The sequence below is a fragment of the Micromonospora sp. 4G55 genome (genome assembly GCF_016803375.1).
Genome location: NZ_JAEVHN010000786.1, coordinates 1 through 2,596 on the forward strand (window position 1 = coordinate 1; position 2,596 = coordinate 2,596).

The 2,596-nt window shown below is 76.4% G+C and carries 3 protein-coding genes and 1 pseudogene; 2 read left to right on the plus strand and 2 right to left on the minus strand.

Translation table 11 applies throughout. From position 1 onward, the window contains the following. Positions 1 to 1,224 (minus strand): tetratricopeptide repeat protein (locus JNW89_RS34155; protein ID WP_238452176.1); only part of this gene is annotated, 1,224 nt, incomplete at its 3' end. Between the two features lie 56 nt (positions 1,225 to 1,280). Beyond that, entirely contained in the window at positions 1,281 to 1,739 is a 459-nt protein-coding gene (locus tag JNW89_RS34160) for a MarR family winged helix-turn-helix transcriptional regulator (protein WP_238452178.1), read from the minus strand. A 50-nt stretch (positions 1,740 to 1,789) separates the two neighbouring features. Between JNW89_RS34160 and JNW89_RS34165 the strand changes: the two genes are divergently transcribed. Next, positions 1,790 to 2,311, plus strand: coding sequence for a VOC family protein (locus JNW89_RS34165; RefSeq protein WP_238452177.1), 522 nt, complete (start codon positions 1,790 to 1,792; stop codon positions 2,309 to 2,311). Between the two features lie 20 nt (positions 2,312 to 2,331). Next, positions 2,332 to 2,596, plus strand: a pseudogene (locus tag JNW89_RS34170) (hypothetical protein); the annotation flags it as partial.

Consider the following 2,596-nt stretch of genomic DNA (forward strand, 5'->3'; position numbering starts at 1 on the left):
CGGCGAGCCGGTCGGCGCGGCGGCGGGCGCCGGCGGATCGTCGCCACCGCCGTCGACCTGGGACACCCCGGCGACCACCGCGACGGTGCCCAGCACCACCACGGTCAGCCCGGCCACCATGGCCGGGGTCGCCCGGTTGCGGCGCGGCGGGGGCGCGTGGTGCCGGGGCACCACCACCGGCAGCAGCCGGGACTCCTCCGGGTGGCGCTGACCCACCCGGTGCACCCCGTCGGCCTCCTCGGCGTACCCGTTGGCCAGCCCGACCACGGACGGGGGGACCGGCTCGTGGGCGGCCGGCTCCGGCTCGGCGACCGGATCCGGCGGCCACCAGTCGGCGTACGGGTCGTCGGCCTCCGGGGCGTCGGCGTCCTCGGTGGGCAGCCGCTGGCCGGGCACCGTCGGCGGGTACGCCTGGTCGGTCGCCGCCGGCCCCACCGGCCAGGCGGGCGGCTCGGGCGGCCCCTCGTCGGCCGGGGCGGTGCGGGCGGCCGGCACCACCGGGGTGTCCCGCTCCGGGGGCGGCTCGTCGTCGCAGACGTGGTCCGGGTCGGCGGCCGCCCGGGCCAGGGCCGCGACCTGCCGGGCCAGTGGGTCGTCGGCGGGCAGGTGCTGCCGGGCCAGTTCGCGGGCGAGCGCCAGGTTGTCGTGCGCCTCGGTGAACCGGCCGCAGTCGCGCTGCATCGCGCCGAGCCGGGCCAGCATCTTGATGCCGCTGGGGTTGCCGTCGCCGTAGACCTCGCGGTGCAGCTCCCAGGCGTCCTGGAGGCGTTCCCGGGCCTGCGCGCACTGGCCCCGGGCGTACTCCACGGTGGCCAGGTCGGCGTGCGCGGCGAGCACCCGCAGCGACTCCGGCCCGTCGTGGGCGGTCAGCTCGAGGATCACCTCGGAGTAGAGCCGCGCCGCGCGGGCGTCGCTGCCGACCCGGTGCAGCACGGCGGCCAGCGTCGCTCCCGCCGAGATCGTCCGCTCGTCCGAGCGCCCGTAGAGCCGGGTGGCGGCCGCGTACGCGAAGGCCGCCCAGCCGCGCGCGGAGTGCGGCTCGCCGAGCGCGACCAGCACCCGCGCCTGGAGCCCGGCGGCGTCGGCCAGCTCGGGGGAGGCGTGGTCGGGCCGGGGGTCGGCGTCGGTCAGCGCGTCGGCGAGCAGTCGCTGCGCGCCGGCCAGGTCGCCGGCGGACACCAGGTGGTGCGCCTGGAGGGTCAGTTCACCGAAGCCGGAGGGCACGCCCCATCGTGCTCGTCCGGCCACGGGTTGTACAAGACCCGACGTGATCCGAGTCGTCAACCGGTCAGGTGGGCGACCAGCGTCTCGCTGATCCGGCGCAACTGGTCGACCTGGGCCGGGCTGAGCGCGTCGAAGAGGTGCCGGCGTACCCCGTCGACGTGGCCGGGTGCGGCGGCGGCGAGCGCCGCGAAGCCGTCGTCGGTGAGGACGGCGACCTGGCCGCGCCGGTCGGTCGGGCAGTCCTCGCGGCGGAGCCACCCGGCGGCCTCCAGCCGCGCGGCGGCGTGCGAGAGCCGGCTGCGCGAGGAGCCGGTCACGTCGGCCAGCTCGCTCATCCGCAGTTGCCGCCCGGGGGCCTCGGAGAGCCGGACCAGGATCTCGTAGTAGGCGTGCGGCATCCCCGCGTCGCGTTGCAGCTCGCGGTCGAGGGTGTCCATCAGCGCCCGGGAGGCGGTCAGGAAGGCCCGCCAGGTGCGCTGCTCGTCGGGGTCCAGCCACCGGGTCATGGCGTCCATCATAGCGGCAATGGTTGAACGCTCAACAAAACCGCGCTAGCGTCGAGTGCATGGGAATCCATCGCCTCAACCACGCCGTCCTCTACGTCAGCAACCTCGACCGCAGCGTCGCCTTCTACCGCGACGTGCTGGGCTTCCGGCCGGTGGCGATGACCCCGGACGGGTTCCGTGGCGCCGCGTTCCTCCAGGCGCCCGACTCCACCAACGACCACGACCTCGGCCTGTTCGAGATCGGCGCGGCGGCCGGCCGCTCGCAGGCCGGGCGTGCCACCGTCGGCCTCTACCACCTGGCCTGGGAGCTGGACACCCTCGACGAGCTGGCCGCCACCGCCGAGCGGCTGGCCGCCGCGGGCGCGCTGGTCGGCACCTCCGACCACGGCACCACCAAGAGCCTCTACGGGCAGGACCCGGACGGCCTGGAGTTCGAGATCGTCTGGATCGTCCCGGCCGACCTGCTCGACGACGAGGCGCTGACGGCGCGCAAGCGGATCGGCCGGCTGGACCTCGACCGGGAGCGGCGGCGCTACGGCGGCCAGACCCGGGGCGGGGTGGGCATCTCCATCCCGGCCTGAGGCCGCCGTACGGTACAACGATGGCCACCGACACCGTCCTGCGTGAACTGCTCGTCCGGCAGCTCGACCACTGGTTGCCGGCGGCGCTGCACCGTTCCCGGCGGGCCACCCTCGCCCTGTCGTACGCCGATCCGGACGCCGCCGAGGCGGCGCTGCGGGTGGTGGCCGAGTTCTCCGACCGGCTGCGCGGGCGGCGGCTGACCGTCCTGGTGCTCGCCGGCGGTGGGCCCGACCTGCCGGCTCGGCTCGGGCCGGTCGAGGCGACGCTGCCGGCCGACGTGGCCG

Excerpts from the sequence above, each read along its gene's own strand:
- JNW89_RS34160 (WP_238452178.1), bottom strand. The coding sequence starts at position 1,739 with ATGGACGCCATGACCCGGTGGCTGGACCCCGACGAGCAGCGCACCTGG.
- JNW89_RS34165 (WP_238452177.1), top strand. The coding sequence starts at position 1,790 with ATGGGAATCCATCGCCTCAACCACGCCGTCCTCTACGTCAGCAACCTC.